The organism is Aequorivita sp. CRS11 (genome assembly GCF_059693805.1).
The window spans coordinates 1-23,590 of record NZ_JCATIG010000014.1 but is presented as its reverse complement, the minus strand read 5'-3'; the positions used below and the strand labels follow the sequence as shown (position 1 = coordinate 23,590).

The window sequence follows — 23,590 nt, the reverse complement described above, 5'->3', positions numbered from 1 at the left end:
TTGGAAATTGAAAAAGATACATACAAAACCATTTTAAAGACTTCGGAAGAAGTTCTCTTTAAGGAAAAAGGAAGCAAGTTTTTCGGATATGCTTTTCCGGTTACTTCGGAAGAAGAGGTTAAAATACATCTCGACAATCTTAAAAAACAACACCATAGTGCACGCCATTGGTGTTATGCCTGGCAATTGGGGAAGAGTTATGAACACTATCGCGCTAACGACGACGGCGAACCTTCAAACAGCGCGGGAATGCCCATTTATGGTCAGCTTCAGTCTTTTGACCTAACCAATACTTTGGTTGTGGTAGTTCGCTATTTTGGCGGCACCAAATTGGGTGTCGGGGGATTGATTCAAGCTTACAAAACGGCTGCTCAAATGGCTTTGGAAACTTGTAAAATAGTAGAAAGAACCATTGACGAAACCTTTCTTTTAAAATTTGAATATCCTGAAATGAATACTGTAATGCGCATCATAAAAGAAGAGGACATTACACTTAAAAATCAAACCATGGAACTAAATTGTGAGTTTGAAATTGCAGTTCGAAAAAAAGATGCCGAACGGGTTTTTGAACTATTTGAAAACACTTACAAAGTGGCAATTAAACGCTTGGAAAATTAATTATTCTTCTTTCAACTTTTCCATTAAATAATCCGGTGCTCTCATCAACTTTTTTGTAGTACTGTTTACAAAAACCAAAATTGTGGTTGCTGTAATCAAAAGTTGTTTGGACTCATTATAAATTTCATAGTAAAACTCAATTTTTACATTGGGCATTTGCTTCAAAGTAGTTTTTACGGTCAGCAAATCGTCATAAAAAGCAGGTTGCTTATAATCAATGCTTAAATGGACAACAGGCAAGTGTACATTGTTGGCTTCCATCCATTTATAAGAAAAACCGAGTTCGCGTAACCATTCGGTCCTGCCCTGCTCTAAGTATTGTGCGTAATTGCCGTAGTAAACCACCCCCATTTGGTCCGTTTCGCCGTAGCGCACTCTAATATGTGTAAGTGTATTCTTCAAAATTTTGTGTCAATTAAAGAAAGTTTTTTTGTAGTTTTATCGAAAGGGAAGTATGGGAAAAAAAAACTAAAAATTCAACCCTAATGTAGTTTTTTTTATAACTTTTTTGTTCACATATTTGCACTGTTAGGAAATAGCTCGGAAACTCTCCACCCCCTATTTTTTGGCCACACCTTTTAAAAAACAAAAAACAGAATTTTTAACTATGAGCAAAACTGCGGAATCGGTTTGGAACAATTGTTTGGCTTTTATCGAAGATAACATCACTTCGCAGGCATACAAAACTTGGTTCGAACCCATTAAAGCGGTAAAGCTAACCGATAATGCATTAAGCATTCAGGTTCCCAGCAAGTTTTTTTACGAATGGCTTGAGGAACACTACGTTAAGATTTTGAAAGTTGCACTTACCAAGGAATTGGGAGCTACCGCCAAGTTGGTCTACATTATTAGAATGGAAAACACCTACGGCAACAAACAGCCTTTTACCGAAAAAATTCCAAGCGCCAACCGAAGCAACCTGCAATCACAGGAAGTTGATGTTCCATTGAAGAACAAGAGCCCGGAACTTAAAAACCCTTTTGTTATTCCAGGGATTCGGAATGTGAAAATTGAATCGCAGCTTAACCCCAATTATAATTTTGAAAGTTTTCTTGAAGGTGAATCAAACCGTTTGGCCCGTTCCGCTGGTCTCGCGGTTGCAAACAAACCCGGAGGAACATCCTTCAACCCCTTGCTTATTTTTGGCGGTGTTGGGTTGGGAAAAACACACTTGGGCCACGCGATCGGTGTTGACATAAAGGATAAATATCCAGAAAAAACAGTTCTTTATATTTCTGCGGAAAAGTTTACGCAGCAATACATTGAATCGGTAAAAAAGAATAACCGCAACGACTTTATTCACTTCTATCAAATTATAGATGTGCTAATTGTGGACGACATTCAATTGCTTTCCGGAAAGGCTGGCACGCAGGACGTTTTCTTCCACATATTCAATCATTTGCACCAAAACGGCAAGCAGGTTATTTTAACCAGCGACAAGGCGCCTGTTGATATGATTGATATTGAACAACGCCTATTATCGCGATTTAAGTGGGGACTTTCTGCGGAATTGAACCACCCAGACTACGACACGCGTGTTGCAATTATAAAAAACAAACTATATCGCGATGGCGTGGAAATGCCGGAAGATATTATAGAATTTTTAGCAAACAACATTAAAACGAATATTCGTGAACTTGAAGGCGCCATCATTTCATTGATTGCCCATTCTTCCTTTAACAAAAAGGAAATCACGATTGATCTTGCCCGCAAGATTGTCGATAACTATGTAAAACATACCAAACGTGAAGTTTCCATAGACTACATTCAAAAAGTAGTGAGTGATTATTTCCAAATGGATGTTGACACCTTACAGTCAAAAACCCGAAAGCGACATATTGTGCAAGCTAGGCAATTGGCAATGTTTTTTGCAAAGAAGTTCACCAAAGCATCCTTAGCTTCCATTGGGTCACAGATTGGGCAACGCGATCATGCAACCGTACTTCACGCCTGCAAAACCGTTGATAACCTTTCTAGTACAGACAAGCAGTTCCGCAAATATGTGGAAGACCTCAGCAAAAAGTTGACGCTTTAATTTAGTCTTCAAAACAACGCGGCATTATACAGTAAATAAATCTTCTGTATTTTTACTGAACTTTTAAACTTACAAAAATCGTTTTGAAAAAATATAAAATTCTTATGGTCTGCCTTGGCAATATTTGTCGTTCGCCCTTGGCAGAAGGTATTTTAAAATCCAAAGTCGATACTTCAAAAGTCTTTGTGGATTCCGCTGGAACGGGACATTGGCATGTGGGCGATGAACCCGACCAACGAAGCATTGCTGTTGGAAAAAGATACAATATAGACATTACCACTCAACGTGGGAGACAATTCAGCGCAAAGGATTTTGAGGATTTCGATTTGATTTATGTGATGGACAACAGTAATAAGGAAAACGTTTTGGCATTGGCCGAAAATGATTTTCAAAAAGAAAAAGTAAAATTGATTCTTGATGAAATTTTCCCTGGTGAAAACGTTGATGTGCCAGATCCATATTTCGGTGGAAATTCAGGTTTTGAAAATGTTTTCAAAATGCTCGATGAAGCCTGTGAACAAATTGCACAACGCCTTTAACGCAAATTAACAGTTGGTTTTCTTACATTTAGTAATTCACTAAATAAAAAACCATGAAAAATTTACTCTACTTCATTCCTTTTTTTCTTTTTTCAACCCTTCTTAGTGCACAAGATGTATCCATCGAATTCTTTAAAGGAAATTTTGACAGCCCTCTAAGTCTTCAACACGCTAATGATGACCGTCTTTTTATTGTAGAAAAAGGAGGCGAAATTCAAATAATACAGGGAGATGGAACTGTTAACGCTACACCTTTTTTAGATATTTCAGGCATTATTTCAACAAACGGCGAACGGGGTTTATTGGGCATGGCATTTCATCCCGACTATAGTAATAATGGTTATTTTTATGTCTATTATACCGATACCAATGGCAATACCCAGGTTTCGAGATTTTCAGTTGATAGCGGCAACCCCGATTTGGCAGATCCTTCTTCAGAATTATTTCTGCTGGATTATAACCAACCTGAGACAAACCACAACGGCGGCAATTTAGCATTTGGCCCTGATGGCTATCTTTACATTGCTTCTGGCGATGGCGGTGGCAGTGGCGATCCGAATGATAGAGGACAAGATCTTGGTTATCTATTGGGAAAAATATTGCGGATAGATGTTGATAATCCTTCAGGGGGCAACAATTACGGCATTCCCTCAGACAATCCATTTGTGGGAGACCCGAATGCGCTTGATGAAATTTGGGCATACGGCCTGCGAAATCCTTGGCGGTTTTCATTTGATTTTACCGATAATAACATTTGGATAGCCGATGTGGGCCAAACCAGCAGAGAAGAAATAAATCGCGCCAATGTGGGAGAAGCTGGATTGAATTATGGTTGGAGATGCTACGAAGGAACACAACCGTTTAACACTCAGGGTTGCCCACAACAATCTGAGTTAACCTTTCCATTAACTGAATATACCCATGCAGGTGGCAATTGCTCCATTACGGGCGGTTATGTTTATAGAGGTTCAGTATTTTCTGATATTCCGGGACTGTACTTTTTTGCAGATTTCTGTAGCGGGCTTATTGGTACGGTTGATAATTCTGGAAATTTGGTAGAGCACGGTAATTTCTCAGGAAGTTGGGTTTCTTTTGGTGAAGATGTCAATAAGGAACTTTACATCATAGATTTTGGCGGAGACATTTATAAGGTTAAAGGGGGTGAACTGGCCAATACAGAAGATTTTTCTTTGGAAAATACGCTTACAATACTCCCAAATCCCGCATCAGAGAATGTTACTTTTAGTTTTATAAACGGTACCCTTCAAACAATTAAGTTTTTTGATATAAGAGGAAGCTTGGTTTCTTCCGAAGAAAATATATCTAGCAATAATAAAGTTATTGATGTTTCAAATTTGAACCCAGGAATTTATTTTGTTAAAATCACTTCTGAAAAAGGAAATACAATTGTAAAAAAATTAATCGTACAATAATTAATGAATTCAAAAAAAGGAAATTTATACCTTATTCCCTGCCCTATGGGCGATGTTCCTCCCTTGGCGGTGCTTCCCATTTCTGTTAAAAAATCAATTGAAAAAATAGACCACTATATTGTGGAGCATGAAAAAAGTGCTAGAAGGTTTATAAAAAGTATTGTTCCCGAAAAAACACAGCCCAGCTTGAATTTTAAGGAAATAAACAAATTCACAAATCCCGAAGAAATACCACCTATGCTAAATCCCTGCCTAGATGGTTTTGACGTGGGAGTGATTAGTGATGCAGGTTGTCCGGGCATTGCTGACCCCGGAGCTAGAGCGGTACATTATGCACACGAACTTGGAATTAAGGTGGTGCCCTTAGTGGGTCCTTCTTCAATTTTATTGGCAATGATGGCAAGTGGGTTTAACGGTCAAAATTTCGCTTTTAACGGTTATTTGCCTATTGATAAAGGGGAACGAAAAACCGAGCTGAAACGACTTGAAAAAGTATCTAAGGATTTTGATCAATCCCAGCTTTTTATTGAGACTCCTTACCGCAACAATCAGATGCTACAGAGCCTGATTGAAAACCTCAACCCACAAACAAGAATCTGTGTAGCTTGTGATATTACCTTGCCTTCAGAATATATAAAAACTGCTCCTGTGAGTTTGTGGAAAAAAATAAAGGTGGACCTTCATAAAAGACCCACCTTATTTATCATTCAGGGATAAAAGTTAAATTACCCTTGGCCTCTTATTTGGTACAATATGCGAAGTATCATAACCAGAGAACTTGCGCAGGTAATAACGAATTGAAGCGCCGTTGGCGTCTTCAAATCTATTTTCACCAGCACTTCTAAGAAATTTTTTCACATTTCCTGCCCCTGCCAGATGCGCAGCTGCCAATATCCCAGATTCGGTAACTTTCACCCCTCCAATGGTTTTTCCAGCATAACGCTTAATATCGTTACGGAGCACCCACTTATTTAAAGATGTATATGCCAAGAAAGCGGCTTCCTGCTGCCGGGTATCATATAGAAAGTTATCTGTATTCTTAAAACCAATCATTCGCAGAGTGGCTCGTGAAAACTGATATTTGCCCATATAACCGTAATCATTTACAATATGGTAATCTCCTCTTGATTCTTTAAAACCTAGAGCTTCTTTAAACCCTACATAGGATTTACCCAAAAACAAATAAAATTTTGGGGTCACAGGAGCTATTATTGGAATAAGCTCAGCTTCTGTGGGAACGTTATAGTCTAACTCTAATCCTTCCGTACTAAAAGTAGAAAAATCGTAGCTATCTTTTGAAATGAAACCTGTCCCTACTATTACGGTAACAACAAGTAATACTGCAATTAGATATATTCTTTTTTTCATTAAGTTTTAAAATTCGGATATAATAATACATCCTCGTTTCAGCGCGCAAAGATACAGCTTTTTTTAAAAATCTGATTTGTAGGCTGTTAAATAAATATTAAATAAAAAAGCCAGGCTTGTCATCCTGGCTTTTTTCAATAATTATAATGTCGCTCTGGCATTGTTGTCTGGGATTATTTCAGATACATCGTAATCTACAAAGCGTTTCATATACTTTGTTATTGGTACATGGTTAGCATCTTCGAAAACCACTTCACCATTACTTTCCAGAAATTTCATAACATTTCCGGCACCTCCCAGATGCGCCGCGGCCAAAAGACCGGATTCGGATATTTTAACACCGTTGATTGTTTGACCATTGAATCTGTCAATATAATCCCGAAGCACCCATTTGTTTTTGGAAATTAAGGCCTCGAAAGCCTTTTCCTGTAACAAAGGGGAATTTAAGAATCGGGACGTATTGTGAATCCCAACCCAATTAAGGGTGGAACGGCCAAACTGGTATTTGCCCAAATAACCTAATCTGTTCACGGCTCTGTAATTGCCACTGCTTTCACTGAAGCCGAGGTCGTAACAGAAACCCAGAAACGACTTCCCAAGAAAGGGAACACTATCTTGGGAACTCATATTCACTTCATATTCGTAGGGCACATGGGCAACGTTCCCTACAATATCTGTAGCGAATATAGAACTGCTGTAGTCTTCTCTTTTTGAAGAGAATGCTGTGACAATAAAAATCGCAACAGCCAGCAGCACAGACAATTTCATAAAACGTTTTGTCATGTTTTACTTAGTTTTAAAAGTTATAATTATTGCGCCACCGCCTTATGCGGCGCGAAATAAAATCTTAAAAAGTAAACACACGTTATGGCAAACGCATGTTCGCCGCGCTGTATGAAAAAATTGTGCCAAAGAACGATTGATCACCATTATATTGACTGATAATCAATTATTTATAAATAGAAATATAGAAAAAAAGAGAGTAACTCCCGAAGGGTTAACACTATTTAACCCAGTATTATCGGTAATTTTAACAGAAAATAAAAAAGTAGCTTTACCTGTTTAACCCTTGACTATTCACCCACCGCACATATTCGGCTTTATTTACATTGTGCTGGGACAAACTTTTTGCAAACTTGTGATAACCAAAGTTGGTTACATCTGCCACAAAATAATAGTAATCATGCTTTTCGGGATTCAGCACCGCGTCTATGGATGAAATATCAGGCATTGTAATGGGTCCTGGAGGAACGCCAGCATATTTGTAGGTATTATAGGGAGAGTCCAATTCCAAATCTTTATAAAGCACCCTTTTTATTATTTGGTTGTAATCCCCACTTTCGCGTTTTAGGGCATAAATAACCGTGGGATCGGCTTGAAGCAACATTCCCACCTTCAACCTATTTATATACACACCGGCCACCCGTGGACGCTCATCTACTTTAGCGGTTTCTTTCTGAACAATGGAAGCCAAAGCCATTACTTGTTCCTTGGAAAGATTTATTTTTTTTGCTTTCTCAGTTCTCGATTCGTTCCAAAAGCGTTCGTATTCGGTCTTCATCCGGTCGCGAAATGTTTCCGCAGAACTGTTCCAGTAAAATTCATAAGTATTAGGAATATATAATGAAAGAGCAGTCGCTTCATTTAAACCTACTTCCTTTAAAAATTGTTGATCGCGCATAGCATTCAAAAGAGAAACACTGTCCGCCTCAATTTGGTTTGAAATATGCCCGGCCAAGTCCTCCAACCGTTCTTGGTTATTAAACTTTACGTTGATGGGAATATTTCGGCTTCGTAGCGTGTTTACAATATCATTATTGGTCATTCCCTTGGTAATAATGAAATGTCCCGGTTTTATATTTGAAGTATACTGCTTTTGATTCGCTATAGTAACAAAGGTTTCCGTATCCCTTAAAATCGGCTCCAGTTCAGCCACAACATCATCAATTGTACCATTTGTGGGAATATATACGTGCGCTTCTTTATTATTGAAAGCTGTATTGCCCGAAAAAGCAGTTTTGTAAACATACCAAGCGAAAGCTCCCATCCCAACGGCTCCGAGCAAAACAATAATTATCAATATTTTTTTTATGTACATTACTTTAATTAGGATTTGGGGATTAGTTGGTAAAAATATTCACTTTTAAATTTTCCTTCGGAAAAAATCCAGTCTTTTTTAAAGCCACTTTTTTCAAAACCCGCTTTTTCAAAAAGTTTGATGCTACCGTCATTCTCTTCAGTGATTCCTGCAAAAACTTGGTGCACATTCAAATGCTTAAAAGCATAGTCGCAAATCATTTTTAATGCTTCCGAAGCATACCCTTTTCTTTTTTCCCCTTCGGAAAAAATAACGATGCCAACCCCAACTCTACTGTGCTTCGGGTCAAAATCGAAAAGGTCGATAAAGCCCACAGCCGTTTCGTCGTCATTTTTGCAAATTACCAAACGTAATTGCTTTACATCATAAATATCACGGTGGCTGTTTTCAAGATATTGTTTTAAAATATATTTTGAATAGGGCGTGGTGGTATTGCTCACTTCCCAAAGCGATTCATCATTTTCAAGCTTATATAGAAAATCAAGGTCTGAAAGCTCCAAGGCACGTAAAAAAATATGTTCTCCCCTTAGTGTTTTCATTTCCAGATTCCTTTAAAAACTTGTGTTGCCGGTCCTTCCAAATACACATTTTTATAGCCACTACCCGCTTTTTCAAAACGAACCTGTAATTGGCCGCCCGGGGTCTTTAATATCACTTTATCTTCAGAAGTTTTACCGTTTTCAAACATTGCGATAGCAACGGCTGTTACGCCCGTGCCGCAGGAAAGTGTTTCATCCTCAACGCCCCGTTCGTAGGTGCGGACTGAAAAATTGGCAGCATCATTCTGCTCCACAAAATTCACGTTGGAACCTTCTTTTCCGTAAATTTCATTTCGAATATTTCTTCCATTTGTAAATACATCATAATTCTCTAATCCCGAAACCATTTCAACGTGGTGCGGCGATCCTGTATTTAAAAAAGTGAAATTTTCAGAAACCTTTACTTTTTCAACGTTGTTCATTTTCAGGGAAACCCAATCATCGCTAACCATAGCTTCGTGCATACCGTCAACGGCTTCAAAAGTTGTCTTTTCTGAAATGATTCCCAAAAACTTGGCAAAATGCGCAATACATCTTCCGCCATTGCCACACATAGAACTTAGATTGCCGTCACTATTGTAATACACCATCATAAAATCTACCGAAGGATGATTTTCCAACAAAAGCAAGCCATCAGCACCAACACCAAAACGGCGGTCACAGATTTTAGCCACGAGTTCAGTATTCTCTTTTGGAAAAAATTCCTCGCGATTATCGATTATCACAAAATCGTTCCCGGTACCTTGATATTTGTAAAAAGTGAATTCCATACGCGCACAAAGATATAAAAAGCCACCCCAGCTTTCAGGAAAGTTATCACGTTAAATACAAGTTAAATACCACTTCTTGGCATACTTTTTTCTAACCATGATTGTTAAATTTGTTGGAGTATTTAAATAATGTTTCTTCAAAAAAGTGTTTATTCTTGATTTCTCAGGTTTGAAAATACTTATAGCAATCTAAAATGCTAATCTTGAAAAAAGTGTTTTGCAACATAATTTTTTTATTAATCATAAAATTCAATATAAAATGAAACAGACATTCCGTTTATTTCTGGTAGCGCTGTTCGCGNATCTTGAAAAAAGTGTTTTGCAACATAATTTTTTTATTAATCATAAAATTCAATATAAAATGAAACAGACATTCCGTTTATTTCTGGTAGCGCTGTTCGCGGGCGCAGTTACACTTGGGGGTTATAAATTTTTTGAAAAAAAGGATTATATTTCCTTCGAGTCCCAAAAAACCTCAAACTTTATCCCCACTAGCTTTTCTGCTGAAGCTGCCGAAATGAATACAGATTTTACCGATGCGGCGGAAAAGACAGTACACGCAGTAGTACACGTTAAAAATATGAGTGTGAGCACACAGCCCACCAATATATTTGAATACTTTCAAGGGGGCGGCCAACCCCGGGCTCGCGTGGGTAGCGGAAGCGGCGTCATCATTTCACCCGATGGCTATATTGTAACAAACAACCACGTAATTGCCAACGCTACAAATCTTGAGGTTACCTTAAACAATAACAAAACTTATACTGCAAAATTGATCGGTACCGACCCAAATACTGACATCGCCCTTGTAAAGATTGATGGTAATGAAGAGTTTCCTTTTATACCCTTTGGCGATTCAAATAATGTGAAGATTGGCGAATGGGTTTTGGCCGTAGGTAATCCTTTTAACTTAACCTCAACGGTTACCGCTGGAATTATTAGTGCAAAAGCGCGCGATTTAAATCAGTTTGACGGCAATCCACAATCATTCATTCAAACCGATGCCGCGGTAAACCGTGGTAATAGTGGTGGTGCCTTGGTAAATACCCGTGGCGAATTGATTGGAATAAACACTGCGATCACCTCGGAAACGGGAAGTTATGTGGGCTACTCCTTCGCCGTTCCTTCCAATAACGCCCGAAAAGTGATTGAGGATATTTTGGAATACGGAAACGTACAGCGTGGCATTTTGGGTATTCAAGTAGGAAATATAAACCCACAGATTGTGGAAAAATATGGAATCAACGACACCGAAGGCGTTTTTGTAGGTGGAATTGAAAAAGGTAGCGGCGCAGATAAAGCCGGAATAAAAGAAGGTGATATCATCAAGCAATTGGATGGCTATAAGGTTTCAAAATTTGCGGATCTTTCTGGTTATTTAGGCTCCAAAAGACCAAACGATGTGGTAGAAGTAACTATTCTTCGCAACGGCAAGGAAAGGAAAGTACCGGTAACTCTCGTAAAACTGGAAACTTTCTCAATCGACGATCTTGGGTTGGAGGTAAAAAACACTTCTCCTGAAGAACTCAAAGAACGTGGCCTTAAAAATGGTGTAACTGTTACTCGCGCCCTCACGCCAGAAATAGCACAATACAAACTTGAGGGAATTATAATCACCCAAATTAATGACGAAACCGTTAATGACATTGATGATGTTAAGCGAATTATGACACAACGAAACTATCGTTCGCCAATTAAAATGACTTTTATGGACACTGCCGGGAATATCAACTCTTTTATATTTAGATAGTGAATAGTATGGCATATTATAAATAAAAGCTCTGAAGTAAATTTTTGAGCCACGAATTCACGAATAATTATGCAAAAATATTCGTGAATTCGTGGCTTTATTTTTTATAATATATTTCATCAAAACGATGAAAAAGAGTACTTTTGCACCAAATTTTAAACCCTTTAAAAATCCTTCCATATGAGTTTTGATGACGTTTATGAAAAAGAACTTTCTTTTCAAACTGACCGCCGAAAAGCTTCAGTAGAATTTATTAAAATCGTTAGTGACCTTTGGTACGATAAGTCCATTGAACTGGTACTTTTCCGCAACCAGCTTATAGATCGCAACGTAAGTGAAATTTTGAACCTTCACGAATACGCTGGCGAATTTGTTCAAAAGCCAATATCAATCTTTGATTCTGTTGAAATTGCGCAGGCCATCAAAACCTTGGATCTTCCACCCGCAAAATTGGATATCGGAAAACTAACCTATGAGTTCCATTTAGAGGACGATAAATATTCAAACGCACTAGCTTTCGTTTCCGATAAATTGAAAGATGCCAAAGAGACTAAAAACATTGTTCCTAAAGATGTTGTTCTTTATGGTTTCGGAAGAATTGGTCGCTTGTTGGCTCGTGAGCTTATGACCCGCACCGGTCAAGGAAACCAACTTCGCCTTCGTGCCATTGTAGTTCGTGGAAAAATGGATCAAACGGTGCTCGACAAAAGAGCAACTTTGCTTCAATATGATTCTGTACACGGCGATTTCCCCGGAACCGTGCGTACCGACCTTGAAAACAGCGCATTGGTTATTAACGGGACTACCGTACATATCATTTCAGCAAACAATCCAGAAGATATTGACTACACCCAATACGGAATTGAGGACGCATTGGTTATTGACAATACCGGAGCTTTCCGTGATGATGCAGCCCTTAGCCGTCACCTAAAAGCTAAAGGAACTTCAAAAGTTTTGCTTACCGCTCCAGGAAAAGGAGTGCCGAACATCGTTCACGGGGTGAACCAAAATGAATATGACCCGAACAAAGTAGATATCTTTTCTGCAGCATCTTGTACCACAAACGCAATCACTCCAATCTTAAAAGCTGTTGAGGATTCTTTCGGGGTGGTTCGCGGACATTTGGAAACCATACACGCATATACAAACGACCAGAATTTGGTAGATAATATGCACAGTAAGTATCGTCGTGGCCGGGCTGCCGCTTTAAACATGGTAATTACTGAAACCGGCGCTGGAAGCGCCGTTGCAAAAGCATTACCTTCACTGGCTGGAAAACTTACCAGCAACGCAATTCGCGTTCCTGTTCCAAACGGCTCTTTGGTTGTTTTGAATTTAGAAGTTGCAACCCCTACCACATTGGATGGAATTAATTCCACAATGAAGAAATACGCCCTGGAAGGCGATCTGGTTGAGCAGATAAAATATTCATTGAGTAACGAGCTTGTATCCAGTGATATTGTTGGCTCATCTGCCCCTGCTATTTATGACAGCAACGCAACTATCGTTACCGAAGATGGTAAAAATGTAGTACTTTATATTTGGTATGACAATGAATATGGGTACAGCCACCAAGTAATTCGTTTGGCTAAATATATTGCTCAAGTTAGAAGATATACTTATTATTAATAGTAACTCGCTATAATTAAAAAATCCCGCTACGATTGTAGCGGGATTTTTTTTGCATTTTTACTACTCTTTTAAAAACAAAGCCGCTTAAAGCGGCTTATATTGTTTAGGTGTTTAATGGCTAAGGGATGGTGCAACGGCTACCACTGTTGGCAGTAATGTTTTTATTTTTAATCCCATATTTCAGGTCGATTAATTTTCATTGCTCTTAAATATGATAGAAATTGTCCCGCGTGAACAGATTCGTGATATCCAATTCGCAATAAATATTTTCCGAGGATTTTCTTTTCTCCATTTCCTGGGTGAACGATTTCGGTTTCGTTTAATTCTGTATCTGAAAATTGGCGAACACTTTCCAAAAATTTTTCTCTATAAGGTTCGGCAAACTCAAGTTCACTGGTTACACTAATTAAGGGTCGATTTTTCCAAGGCGTTTTGTAATTTGTCATATCTCCTTGGTTGATAATAATATTCCATCCATAATCGGCCTCTAATACGTGCCTAATCATTTCTATTGCAGACATCGCTTTTTCGTCAGGTTTCCAATTATAATGGTTTTTTGGTAGCCCATTCCATAATTTTATACTCTTTCTCCTTATTTCAATAAAATTTAAAATTATGAGTTCAGATTGGTTCATTTTCTTTGTTTAAAGATGTGGCTGCAGATTACTGCTAACGTTTAGTATAAAAGAAATAGGCCTGTAAATAAGCAATTTCCTTTCGGATTATCCACAAGCCAAATCTTTTGCATTTATTTTATATTTTTTTTGAAGAACGGGATTAGTGCTTTTCATAGGATACGGTGTTGTGTGCAGTTTTTTTTCTTTGTTTATATTTTCGTTTAGTTCGGATTAGTTTATATCTCAAATCATCATAAAACAAGCTTATTAATAGAATTATTGCTCCAAAAATCAGAGTGTTTAATTTAAAGTCAAGGCGTGAGTATAGAAATCCACCGACTATTCCACCAAGAAAGAAGAAGCAAATTATATAAATCCGCAGTTTAATAGTGGCTTTAATTTTTTCTCTATTCGGATGAGATTCAGGAAAGAAGAGTTGCGATAGTTCAATTCCTAAATCGGTAAAAAGTCCTGTAAGATGTGTTGTTCTTACAATAGCATTTGAAATTTTAGTCACAAATGAGTTTTGAAGTCCCATAGCAAATAGAAGCGAACAAACAATTAAGTCAGGATATTTAATTTCTCCAGTATTACTTATGATTGCAATTGATAATAAAATCAAACATTCAATTATTGTTGGTAAAACAAAAACATTGAGCTTTCTGTTTTCCTTGAATTTTTCGATTAGGAAACTTGATAAAAACGAACCAAAGAGAAAGGAAAAAATATAAAGAAAATAAACTGTTCCTTTCCAAACCTCAAAATTAGCAACATCACTTATAAAAAGAGCAAAATGTCCTGTTACATTTGTTGTCAATTGTGTAAAAGCCAAAAATCCTGTTACATTCACAATTCCAGCAACGAAGGACAAAATCGTGGCAATTCGCAGATTGTGTTTTAAAGTTCTGCTTTTACCTTGATGTCTAAACATTTTGTTCCCATTTAGTTCGGTTTTTCAAATTGCACACAACGGTTTGCAAATGAGCCGTAGCGTGTGATTGCCGGAATTTAGCAAACAGAGACTGACGGTAGAAAATTCCGCAGGAATTTTCGGTGTCGGCACAGACCCAGCTATGGCTTATATGCGGCTTAAGTGCGTTCGGTGTTTTTTATTTTCGTTTCTTTTTTCAATGTCGTTTCTGTCTTGCGTTGGCTTTGGAAGCTCTTTTAAAAGCTTTGGTCGAGCGTTGGCTGGTGCGGCTTTTAAATGTGCTTACAATTGCTGTGCAATCACGAACTCCAATCAAATTAAAAGCTCGTGAGTAAATAGCGTGGGCTTTACATTTTACTTATCAATTCCTTTGCTTTGTCCAACGTGTAGGCTCCTTTAATTTCTTTCTTGTCGAAAACCATAAAATAGGCAAAGTCATTTCCTGCTTGCCTTTCCCATTCGTTTCCAAGTCTGCATTTTGCTTCACTGTCTGAACCGTCTAAATGGTCGCCTTTGGTTTCTATTAAAATCGTCTTTCCCGATTTTGTCTGCATAATAAAGTCAGGGTAGTGGTTGGCTTTAAATCCGTTGATGTAAAATCCTTTTCCACGTTCTAAGTTTCTATGCCAAAACGCAACATTTGAGGAAGTTCCGATTTCCATTGCAACTCGTTCTTCAAATCCGTTCATTGAGCCTTCTCTTTCGTAAAGTGAATTTCCAATTGATGAGCCTGTATTTCCTGGCACAATTTCGTTGCCTAATTTCCAATTTGCTTTGGTGTTTATTTTTTTGGATTTCAATAAGTCCATAAAACGACCTTCTGCATACGAGTCAGCCAATTGGCGGATTTTACCTTTTATTTTATCCGTATAACTCCACTTTCTTACTAAAATATCTCGAAGTTGTTCGGTGTTCATACTTTTCAAAATACGCCCAATGTAAACCTTGATTTCTTGGTCGGGAATTGGGTACATATTTCCAATAATTTGCATCATTTGATGCGTGATGTCAGTTATTTGGTTGTCTTTTGGCTTGGCTAAAATGTATTCTGCAATTGGGTCTTTTACCATATTGTCTTCAATCTTGGTAAAAGATGGTCTGTATTCGTTCTTTTTCGATTCTTCTAAGTCGATTTTATACAAGTCAGATGAAATTTGGTCAAAGTCAATTTTGATGTCTTCGTCTGAAAGTTTAAAATCTTTGAGCAAGGATTCACGATTTAACAATTCTTCTTCTGTACCGAAAATGTCGCTTGCTGTTACTTTAATGAAGAACTGCGGAAACTCAATTTTGTCAATGAATTCCTTGTTGGATTCTTTGACCTTATACCGTTTTACTTTTGTACCCATTTCTTGAAATATATTTTCGTCAACAGGTTGTTTTTCCTGTTCTTTAATTTGCTCTTCCAATTGTCGGTTTTGCTCTTCTGCAATGGTTTCAATTTCCGTAATTACCGAAGTTGTTTCAGTTTCTTCTTCGTCTGCATTTGGGTCAAACGTAACTCTGTTTTTGTCTATCGTTTCTTCTTGTTCTTCGGCTTGTTGTTCTGGGAAAAGGAAAGATTCAACTGGGTCAGTTGTAACCGTTTTCTTTTCTTCTTCGGTCATTTTATCGACTTTGCGATAATCTTTTTCACTAAAACCTGATTCTTGCAATCCTTTTACAATGCTCTGTAAAGTTTCGTTGAACTTGGCAGATGCAGTAAGTACATAAGAAAGATTTAATTGAAATGATTTGTGTTTCTGTACATAAGGCTGACGTAAAACACGACCCAAAATTTGCTCCACATCTACCGAACTTGATTTGTCTGCTAATGATGCCAAAATGTATGCAAACGGACAATCCCAACCTTCTTTTAATGCGTTGATGGTAATGATGTAACGAACTTCACATTCCTTGCTCATCAAGTCAATGCCTTTCAATTCGTCAATATTGGCAGTTTTTATTTTGATATGACTTTCGGGAATACCTAAACCTAACAATTGTTCTTTCAGTTTTTCAAATGTGGTGTTGTCGTCTTTGGTTTTTGGTTGTGCTTGAAACAATACAATCGGACGGATGTATTTACCGCCTTCGGTTTCTTGCTTTTTAGCAAGGTTTTCCAATTTGCGTTGCAAATGCAAAGCGTTGTTTATGACTTCCGTTTTGTCGTGATTGTTATACACGATTACTGGAAGTTTCACCATATGTTCCTTTTTCAATTCAATGGCAGGAACGAGACTTACAATATTGCTATTGTCTTTTGGCGTTGCTGTTAAATCAAGAATGAAAGACGGATTTAAGTTTTTGAGCATATCTACACTCAAATCGCTTTCTGCGTTGTGGCTTTCATCCACTACTAGAACAGGATTGAGGGAACGCAACACATTGATTAGTGCTGTATCGTCCACACCACTCAAAATATGTTCGCTGTTTTTGTATTGCGACACAAAGGCTTCTAACTGTCCGTTTTCCTGAAATACCTTTCTATCTTCTTTGTTGTTGGCTCTTAAACTGGCAAAACTCATTACAAAAATGCTCAACTGGTCTTTTACCACCGTTGGATTGAAGTTTGAACCTTGCAACAAATCTGCTTTTTGATAAATTTCTACTCGGTTGTTAAAAAGCGAATTGAGTTTTTGACGATAAGGATGTTCAGGATTGGAAAGCGTGTTTACGGTTTGTTGCAACAAATTACTCCAAGGTACTAACCAAATAACCGCCTTTGGTTTTGCGGAATCGTAAGCTGAAAAAATGCTATGCAAAGCATTAACCGCGATAAAAGTTTTACCGCCTGCCGTTGGCACTTTTACACAAACGTGGGCGGCATTTGGAATGTTGTTTTTGTAGGGTTCCATTCCTGTTCCATCCAATGGATTATAAGGACCAATTTTGTCTTCCCAATATTGGTTAAATGCTTTTGCTAAGCTTTTATGCTCTTGAACATAAGTCAAGTATTCTTCCAAATTCTCAATAACTTTTCGCTGATAACTTTTTAATTCCATATTTCTACTATTTTATCGTGCACAACATTTGTCCATTCTTTAAGCATATACTGATATCGTGCACAACATTCTACAAATATTTGTAGATGTTCTTGAAACGTGCACAAGAAACCTTGATTTGTTGTGCATATCGATTTCTTTATTTAAGTTGCTGTCTATCATCTGTTTTTGAGTATTTGTAGCAAAGCAACATTGATGTAATAGTTGAACTTGCCAATTTTTACTTTGGTAAGCAATCCTGCTTCTGCAAGGGTGTTCAAGTAGCTTGAAGCAGTGTTTCTGTGAATTTTAAGCTCACGTTCCAAAAAACTGTTCTTGGTGTAAGGGTGCTTAAAAAGGATATTGATTAAATCGTGGCTATAGAAACTATAATTGCTACGGATTTCTTTTTTGTAGTCGTCCATCAACACTTTTATCTTGTTAACCACTACAATGGTTTCTTTAGCGGTAAGTTCAACGCCTTTTAACATCCAAACAATCCATTCTTCCCAACTGCCTTTGGTGCGAACTTCTTGCAATAAACGGTAATAATCACTTTTGTTTTTGATAATATAACTGCTTAAATACAAAACAGGAATGTCTAACAAACCTTGTTGAACCAAATACAAAATATTCAGCAAACGCCCTGTTCTTCCATTGCCATCTAAAAAAGGATGGATACTCTCAAATTGAAAGTGGATGATGGGCATTTTTATCAAAGCATCTATATCGTGAAATTCTGGCACGTTGATGTAACGCTCCAAATTATCGAGCAAGCTTTGGATTTCATCATAATGTTGTGGTGGTGTGTAAACAACCTCTTGCGTTTTGGGATTTTTTAGAACAGTTCCCGGTATTTTCCGAATAGGATGATTGGGTGAAATTAATTCTTGAATACGTTTTATGTCATTGACTGTTAGTAAGCTTTTATTTCTTACAATCTCTAAACCTAATTTAATGGCTTTGGAATAGTTGAGCGCCTCTTTTGCAGTAACAGAAGCCACCGTTTCGTCAATACTGGCTTGGTACATTTCATCATCAGTGGTGACAATATTTTCAATTTCATTACTATCTTTTGCTTCTTGCAGCGTAAGTGTATCTAATAGAATTTGAGAATTTGGAATTTTAGAAACTTCTCCCTTTAGTTGCCCCAATGCTCGTGAAGCCCTATTCAATTGCTTTAATATGGTTACAGACTCAGAATCTATTTTAGGCGGTAGAGTTTCTATTTTAATTTCCATAATCTAAAATCTAGTTATATCACGAGGTATTTTTTTGAAAATGATGTTCTTCTTTGCCATAAAATCTTTTGGTAACAAACAATTGTCGGCATAGATTACATATTGCTCACCTTTGGTTTTTATGAGTTCCAAAGCATCAAAATCTAAGGTGGTTAAACGGTCTTTTTCGTAAATGAAGTAGTAAGCTGATTCATCTTTTTTGCCCAAAAAGTAACTTTCTGCATTGGGTTCAGTAAAAGAAGTTCGGGTTTCTGAAAACCAAATGTACTCTCTGATTTTTGCCAGGCCAACTTCTTCATTCAAGTTTTGGTTTTCATCAAAGAGTGGTAAACCGAGTTCGTAAAAGTCGAATGCTCCGCCTGTTCCTGCTACTGCTTTTGCCCCTGTACCATATCCTTTGGTTACACGCTTTACTCTTTCTGCTGTAATATCATTGGCGTAATCTTCCATTTCTACCAAAATGAATTTGCGATTGCCACCGTCTTGTTTGTTCAAGTTTAAAACTGCGTGAGCGGTGGTGCCTGAACCTGCGAAGGAATCGAGGATTATGGAGTTTTTGTCGGAAGCGATTTGTAAAACTCTTTTAACAAGTTCAACTGGTTTTGGAAATTGAAAAGCGTTTCCAAGACCAAGTCGAGTTAACATAGTAGTTCCTTGTTCACTAATTACATCTGTATCATCCCAAATGGTTTTTGCTGTAATTGTTCCTTTTCTATACTTTTCATAAACACCCCAATTGCCACCTTGTTTTGGCTTTCCAAACAAAGCGTTCATATCATTATTTGAAGTTACATTTTTTCCAAATTTCTCTGTACCCCAACGCCAACAACTCTCTTCATTTTTACTATTTAATGGTGTAACTTCAATATTAAATTCCTCAGACTTGTGTAATGAAACAGGACAAAATCCATTTTCATCTGGTTTTGATGGATTTATATAAACAGGATAGAATAAATTAGGACGATTAAACCTGCCAAACTTTGGATTACGATTTCTTAATTCTCTTATTGAGTATCTACCTATTCTATCTTCAAAAGGAAAATCTTCTGCACTACCTGGAAGACCTTTTATGATAGACTTTTTTGTTTTTGAAAAACATAATAAATACTCGTGAGTTTTTGCAAGTTGCTTATATGTTTGCCCCCTTTTATTTGATTGAATTATAATTTCAGCTTGAAAATTTGATTCACCAAAAATTTCTATCAATAAAAACTTGAATGAATGCACTTCGTTGTCGTCTAAACTAATAAATATTAGTCCATCATCTGCCAGCAATTTGTGCAACAATTTTAATCGTGGATACATCATACACAACCATTTGTCGTGTCGTGTAAGGTCTTCTCCATCTTTGCCTACCACTTCACCTAACCATTTTTTTATTTTCGGGTGGTTTACATTATCGTTATACACCCAACTTTCATTTCCTGTGTTGTATGGTGGGTCAATGTAGATGCACTTTATTTTTCCTTCGTATTCGGGTAATAAACTTTTTAAGGCTTCAAGGTTGTCTCCGTGTATGATTTTGTTACCGCTGTTGGTCGGTTCGTTTTGTTCGCCTTTGTCAGATGTAAATCCGTATTTGTGTTCCAAAACTCTGTATGGTACATCTTGGTGGTGGCTCACCACTTTTTCTTTTCCTATCCAATTGAGTGTTGGCATATTAGTTTTCTTTTATTTTCTTTGGTTCTACAATAATTTCCTTCTCGTAGTTTTTGAGAATGGAATTCGTTTTATACAATACTCGTCCGCAAGGAATCTTTTTACTTGAATCACTTAGGTGAGTATGTTGGTCGTCAAAAAAGATATGAGCACCGAAGGCTTCTAACACTTTTTCCTTTGGCAGGCCGCCCATAAAATAGGCTTCATCAACGTAAACATTCCAATGTCTTAGGGTTTTGATTACTCGCATATGGCTTGGTGCATTTCGAGCTGTAACTATTGCAATACGTAAAGGCGAAAGTTCCTTTTCAATGGGCAGGAAGTCTTGAATATCGGATAGCTTTCTTAAAAGCACCGCAAAAGGTCCATCATTCAAAGGAACATCTTCATTTTCCTTTTCGTGTTTATGGAATGCGTCAATATCTTTGGTTTTATAAATGATTTCAGATTCTTCTGAAAACACAACTGCATCTGCATCAAAAGCAAATTTCACTCTGTCCGTTTCAGGTACAAAATTTTGTGGTGGGTCGTAAATTAATGCAGTTGCACAATTTGCTGTGTCAGCAATTTTTTGAACATCACTTTCGTCACGAGAAAGAAATAAGTCAATATCAAAAGCATCAATGAAAGGGGCAAGTGGTTCGCCACCTGAAAATGCCCATCTTGTTATTGGAAGTTTATAATGTTCAATTGCTTTTAAAACTCTTACTCCTGTTTCGGGGCTGTTTCTTGACATTACTACAACTTCTACGATTGGGCTTTTCTTGTCAACGTGTGTATTTAGTTTTAGTAATGCCTCAACCAATGGGAATGCAGTTCCTTTTTCGAGTAGCTTATCTTCATTAGCCAATTGGTATTCCCGAAAACCACGAATATTTTTGTCTCTAAAGATTTGCTCTTCTTCTTCGAGATTGAAAAGTGCTCTCGAAGAAACACCAACCACTAATATTTTTGAAAAGTCTACTGGCATCTATTTTTCTTTGTTTGATATTATCAATTCTTTCACGTCAATGTCCAAAATCTCCGCTATTTCCATCAAGGTTTCCAAGCGTGGTTGTTGTCGGTTTTGAGCATAAGCGTTTACCATATTGTAGCTTTTCCCAAGTTTTTCAGCCAACCAAGTCTGCTTAATTCCTTTCTGTTCCAACACTTCCTTAATTCTGTTCATTGTAATTCGGTCTTGTTTATTTTCAAAGGTCTCATTGAATCGCTTCGCTTATTTCAGACGTTATTTTGTCAGCTGCAAATTTAGTCAGTTTATTCTAAATATCTCAAAAAACTGTGGATATAATGTAAATATTCTGTTCAGGTGCGGTGGGAAAGGGCAAGCTCTTTTGGTTTTTCAGCGTTGGATTTGAGCGTTGGCAAAAACCAAATGTGCTTGACCGAGCGTTGGCTTTTTACAGCATTAAACACAACGGTTTTGTGTATGGCTCGTTGCGGAAAATCAGCTATGATTTTCCGCCGTAACTGAAAGATAGCAAATTGCAATGAATTCCGATTAGGAATTCAGCCGCAATGAGCTATACACGGCTTAAGTTTGATTTTTACTAAATCAGTTAACTTTAAGTTCTAATCAGAAAGAACAAAAGAGCAAAGCCGCTTAAAACGGCCTATATTGGTTCAGGTTTAAAAAATTAAGGGGTTGTGCAACGGTTACCGTTGTTAGGCACTGGCTTTTATTTGATTTAGACTATGTAAACCATTATATTCCAAAACATATGAAAGATAATAGATGGTCCAATTGATTTAGATTTAAAATATAGAATTCCCGATATTATTCCGCCAAATATTGTCAAATAAAATAAATGCCAATCTTGTTTTGATGATTCCAAAATCACATTCATATAAGGTGAATGGATTAAAGCGAACAATAAAGAAGATAATAAAATTGCAACTATCGTATTCGTTTTTTTCTGTAAATTATTCTGGATATATTCTCTAAAAAACAATTCTTCTCCGATAGGAATAATTAGGATAGCAGAAATCATATTTATATTCTTGAATTTTGGCAAGCCATCAAATCTATATGCAATATTGTATTCAGTCCCGAAGAATAAATTGTAAATCCACTTTAAAGGTGTTTGCATAAACACAAATGAAATTCCTAAAATTAAAGCGAATAAATACCATTTGCGATGAGTTCTCTTAATCAGGTTTTTAAGAGTCCGATTTTTAATTAAATAAATGAAAATCAGAACTCCAATTAGTTGTAAAACTCCTTGAATTAGAAAGTAGTATTTGTAATAATTTTCAAATTCAATTGCTTCTGCTATATAAAACCAAGAACCGATAAGTTCAATTCCAATGAGATAGAGTAGAGTCGCCAAAAAGGCTTTTGGAATGCTTATCAATTCGTTCTTCAATATCGTTGGTTTTTTCAGCTTGTGCCTAACGTTCAGGCTATGGTTTCGTTGCGGAAAATGTCCGAAGGACTTTTCCGCCGTAGCCGAAAGATAGCAAAGCTGCAGGAATTTTCGGCAGAAAACTCCGCCGCAATGAACTATAGCCGGTGTTGGCAAATCGTTTTTATTACCAGAATATTCCAAAAATCCTTTTTTCTTTAATCGCTTTTCTTTGTTTTAGCCATCCTAAAAGTGTAAATAATGGCGTAAAGAAAGGGAAGTAAAAATTTAAGTACATATTTGATATAAAATAGAATACTATGTCCAATATTATACCCCATATAATAAAAGCTTTAAAACTTGCCTTTGTAATAAAACTCTTATTAAATATTAAATAACTGCCCGCAGGATATATGTAGTTTTTGTATTGAGAAGCAGAAATGATTTTATCGATGGGATAGTTCATAGACTTTATTTCTCTAAAGTATTCTTGTAATTGAGAAATGAGTTTTTCACATTCAGGCTTATTCCAAATTTTTATCAATCCATTAGTAATATTTTGAACGGAATTGAAATGAACCTGTTTTTTAATTTGGTCAGTTTCCGATTCGAAGCGAAGTACAAATTCCGCTAATCCCTTTTCGAGTAATGCCTTATTGTTCAATCAATCTTTTTTTAATGTTTGCCAACATGTTTATATACGCATGTTTTTAAAATATTATTGCTGCTATCCCGCACATGTACGCAACAGCATGGCTACCCAAATATAAAGTTTATTTCCCAATCACCTGCATCAAGGTTTCCACCTTAGTTTTCAACAGTTTGTTTTCCTCCTCCAGCGCGGCTATGCGCTCCTGTAGGGGCAGCGTGGGGTCTGGGGCGTTGGTGGTAAAGTCTGGCGGCAGCTGGGCGGCCAGGTCCATAAAAAAGTTGTGCTTTATTACCAAACATAGCTCCCAAAGTAGGGAGGTCTGCATGCTCTCACTTTTTTGATATTTATAAACAGTGGAATAGCCTCTGCCCAAATGTCGGGCAATGGCCGCCCTACGCAG

The 23,590-nt window shown here is 37.2% G+C and carries 23 protein-coding genes; 7 read left to right on the top strand and 16 right to left on the bottom strand.

Translation table 11 applies throughout. The annotated features are described in order from the left end of the window. A complete protein-coding gene (locus AC58DT_RS15175) occupies window positions 1–618 on the top strand; it encodes an IMPACT family protein (protein WP_497217651.1) in 618 nt (205 codons plus the stop codon). On the opposite strand, the gene AC58DT_RS15170 is transcribed toward AC58DT_RS15175, so the two are convergent. Beyond that, the gene (locus AC58DT_RS15170; RefSeq protein WP_497217650.1) at window positions 619–1,020 is read right to left on the bottom strand and encodes an acyl-CoA thioesterase; all 402 of its coding nucleotides are present in this window, start codon (window positions 1,018–1,020) and stop codon (window positions 619–621) included. Between the two features lie 205 nt (window positions 1,021–1,225). Here AC58DT_RS15170 and dnaA point away from each other — a divergent pair, with 205 nt between their 5' ends. The 4 genes from dnaA to AC58DT_RS15150 all read left to right on the top strand — a co-directional run bounded on the left by dnaA (window position 1,226) and on the right by AC58DT_RS15150 (window position 5,342). Continuing rightward, entirely contained in the window at window positions 1,226–2,653 is a 1,428-nt protein-coding gene (gene dnaA, locus AC58DT_RS15165) for a chromosomal replication initiator protein DnaA (RefSeq protein ID WP_497217649.1), read from the top strand. 104 nt (window positions 2,654–2,757) lie between these two features. Beyond that, a complete protein-coding gene (locus tag AC58DT_RS15160; protein WP_497217668.1) occupies window positions 2,758–3,192 on the top strand; it encodes a low molecular weight protein-tyrosine-phosphatase in 435 nt (144 codons plus the stop codon). A gap of 53 nt (window positions 3,193–3,245) precedes the next feature. After that, window positions 3,246–4,625 (top strand): PQQ-dependent sugar dehydrogenase, encoded by a 1,380-nt coding sequence (locus tag AC58DT_RS15155; protein ID WP_497217648.1) that lies wholly within the window; start codon window positions 3,246–3,248, stop codon window positions 4,623–4,625. Window positions 4,626–4,628: 3 nt separating this feature from the next. After that, complete coding sequence (locus AC58DT_RS15150; protein WP_497217647.1) at window positions 4,629–5,342, top strand: SAM-dependent methyltransferase; 714 nt, start codon at window positions 4,629–4,631, stop codon at window positions 5,340–5,342. A gap of 3 nt (window positions 5,343–5,345) precedes the next feature. On the opposite strand, the gene AC58DT_RS15145 is transcribed toward AC58DT_RS15150, so the two are convergent. The 5 genes from AC58DT_RS15145 to dapF form a co-directional block, all read right to left on the bottom strand. Continuing rightward, the gene (locus AC58DT_RS15145) at window positions 5,346–5,993 is read right to left on the bottom strand and encodes a peptidoglycan-binding protein LysM (protein ID WP_497217646.1); all 648 of its coding nucleotides are present in this window, start codon (window positions 5,991–5,993) and stop codon (window positions 5,346–5,348) included. 141 nt (window positions 5,994–6,134) lie between these two features. Continuing rightward, on the bottom strand, window positions 6,135–6,776 hold the full coding sequence (locus AC58DT_RS15140; protein ID WP_497217645.1) for a hypothetical protein: 642 nt from the start codon (window positions 6,774–6,776) through the stop codon (window positions 6,135–6,137). A gap of 271 nt (window positions 6,777–7,047) precedes the next feature. Beyond that, window positions 7,048–8,091, bottom strand: a complete 1,044-nt coding sequence (gene mltG, locus AC58DT_RS15135; protein ID WP_497217644.1) for an endolytic transglycosylase MltG — start codon at window positions 8,089–8,091, stop codon at window positions 7,048–7,050. An 8-nt stretch (window positions 8,092–8,099) separates the two neighbouring features. After that, the gene (locus tag AC58DT_RS15130) at window positions 8,100–8,630 is read right to left on the bottom strand and encodes a GNAT family N-acetyltransferase (RefSeq protein WP_497217643.1); all 531 of its coding nucleotides are present in this window, start codon (window positions 8,628–8,630) and stop codon (window positions 8,100–8,102) included. Beyond that, entirely contained in the window at window positions 8,627–9,400 is a 774-nt protein-coding gene (gene dapF / locus AC58DT_RS15125; protein WP_497217642.1) for a diaminopimelate epimerase, read from the bottom strand. Before dapF ends, AC58DT_RS15130 begins: the two co-directional genes overlap by 4 nt. A gap of 361 nt (window positions 9,401–9,761) precedes the next feature. Here dapF and AC58DT_RS15120 point away from each other — a divergent pair, with 361 nt between their 5' ends. Further along, window positions 9,762–11,150 carry a trypsin-like peptidase domain-containing protein gene (locus AC58DT_RS15120; RefSeq protein ID WP_497217641.1) on the top strand — a complete coding sequence of 463 codons (1,389 nt, stop codon included), beginning with the start codon at window positions 9,762–9,764 and terminating at the stop codon, window positions 11,148–11,150. Window positions 11,151–11,330: 180 nt separating this feature from the next. Continuing rightward, a complete protein-coding gene (locus AC58DT_RS15115) occupies window positions 11,331–12,779 on the top strand; it encodes a glyceraldehyde-3-phosphate dehydrogenase (protein ID WP_497217640.1) in 1,449 nt (482 codons plus the stop codon). Window positions 12,780–12,949: 170 nt separating this feature from the next. Here the strand turns inward: AC58DT_RS15115 and AC58DT_RS15110 are convergent, their stop codons facing one another. From AC58DT_RS15110 to AC58DT_RS15065, 10 genes are all read right to left on the bottom strand, one after another. Further along, window positions 12,950–13,417 carry a DinB family protein gene (locus tag AC58DT_RS15110; protein ID WP_497217639.1) on the bottom strand — a complete coding sequence of 156 codons (468 nt, stop codon included), beginning with the start codon at window positions 13,415–13,417 and terminating at the stop codon, window positions 12,950–12,952. 142 nt (window positions 13,418–13,559) lie between these two features. Continuing rightward, complete coding sequence (locus AC58DT_RS15105; protein ID WP_497217638.1) at window positions 13,560–14,330, bottom strand: YoaK family protein; 771 nt, start codon at window positions 14,328–14,330, stop codon at window positions 13,560–13,562. A 347-nt stretch (window positions 14,331–14,677) separates the two neighbouring features. Further along, complete coding sequence (locus tag AC58DT_RS15100) at window positions 14,678–17,314, bottom strand: DEAD/DEAH box helicase (RefSeq protein WP_497217637.1); 2,637 nt, start codon at window positions 17,312–17,314, stop codon at window positions 14,678–14,680. A 158-nt stretch (window positions 17,315–17,472) separates the two neighbouring features. Beyond that, on the bottom strand, window positions 17,473–18,537 hold the full coding sequence (locus AC58DT_RS15095) for a Fic family protein (protein ID WP_497217667.1): 1,065 nt from the start codon (window positions 18,535–18,537) through the stop codon (window positions 17,473–17,475). After that, window positions 18,538–20,193 carry a site-specific DNA-methyltransferase gene (locus tag AC58DT_RS15090; RefSeq protein ID WP_497217636.1) on the bottom strand — a complete coding sequence of 552 codons (1,656 nt, stop codon included), beginning with the start codon at window positions 20,191–20,193 and terminating at the stop codon, window positions 18,538–18,540. Between the two features lies 1 nt (window position 20,194). Continuing rightward, window positions 20,195–21,163, bottom strand: a complete 969-nt coding sequence (locus AC58DT_RS15085) for a 5'-nucleotidase (RefSeq protein WP_497217635.1) — start codon at window positions 21,161–21,163, stop codon at window positions 20,195–20,197. After that, window positions 21,164–21,361, bottom strand: coding sequence for a helix-turn-helix domain-containing protein (locus AC58DT_RS15080; RefSeq protein WP_105045438.1), 198 nt, complete (start codon window positions 21,359–21,361; stop codon window positions 21,164–21,166). 520 nt (window positions 21,362–21,881) lie between these two features. Then, on the bottom strand, window positions 21,882–22,742 hold the full coding sequence (locus tag AC58DT_RS15075; protein WP_497217634.1) for a CPBP family intramembrane glutamic endopeptidase: 861 nt from the start codon (window positions 22,740–22,742) through the stop codon (window positions 21,882–21,884). Next, window positions 22,726–23,202, bottom strand: a complete 477-nt coding sequence (locus AC58DT_RS15070; protein ID WP_497217633.1) for a hypothetical protein — start codon at window positions 23,200–23,202, stop codon at window positions 22,726–22,728. The genes AC58DT_RS15075 and AC58DT_RS15070 overlap by 17 nt, the downstream gene beginning before the upstream one ends. Window positions 23,203–23,311: 109 nt before the next feature. Beyond that, a partial coding sequence (locus tag AC58DT_RS15065) for a hypothetical protein (RefSeq protein WP_497217632.1) occupies window positions 23,312–23,590 on the bottom strand: 279 nt, incomplete at its 5' end.